Origin of the sequence: Tsukamurella sputi (assembly GCF_007858445.1) — a bacterium.
GTDB lineage: Bacteria > Actinomycetota > Actinomycetes > Mycobacteriales > Mycobacteriaceae > Tsukamurella > Tsukamurella sputi.
Window position 1 is genome coordinate 1 of sequence record NZ_VIGV01000250.1, and the last position, 506, is coordinate 506.

At 67.8% G+C, this 506-nt stretch carries 1 protein-coding gene; it reads left to right on the forward strand.

Features of this window, described 5'->3' with window-relative positions; genetic code table 11:
- Positions 1-506: glycoside hydrolase family 38 C-terminal domain-containing protein (locus tag FK268_RS24020; RefSeq protein WP_306461507.1), on the forward strand; the 506-nt coding region annotated here is incomplete at both ends.

Here is a 506-nt window from a genome sequence, read left to right on the forward strand (position 1 = left end):
CGCCTCCGGGCGGGAGGCGCTCGCGGGACCCGGCAACCTGCTCCAATTGCACCGCGACATCCCGAATCACTGGGAGGCCTGGGACATCGACTCGTTCTACCGCCGCGACGTGACCGATCTGGTCGACGCGGATTCCGTGTCCGTGGAGGGCGACGCCGTGGTGGTCCGTCGCAGCTTCGGCGATTCGGCGATCACACAACGGATCGGCCTACTCGCCGGCTCCCCCGCCGTCGACATCGTCACCGAGATCGATTGGCACGAGAGGCAGAAGCTGCTCAAGCTGGCCTTCCCGTTCGACGTGCATGCCGACCGCAGCGCCGCGGAGACCCAGTTCGGCCATGTCTTCCGGCCGACGCACGCGAACACGTCCTGGGACGCCGCGAAGTTCGAGATCTGCGCGCATCGCTGGGTCCACGTCGGCGAGCCCGATTACGGCGTGGCCATCGCGAACGATTCCACGTACGGCCACGACATCGCGCGCCGCTCGAGTGATTCCGGCACCGTCG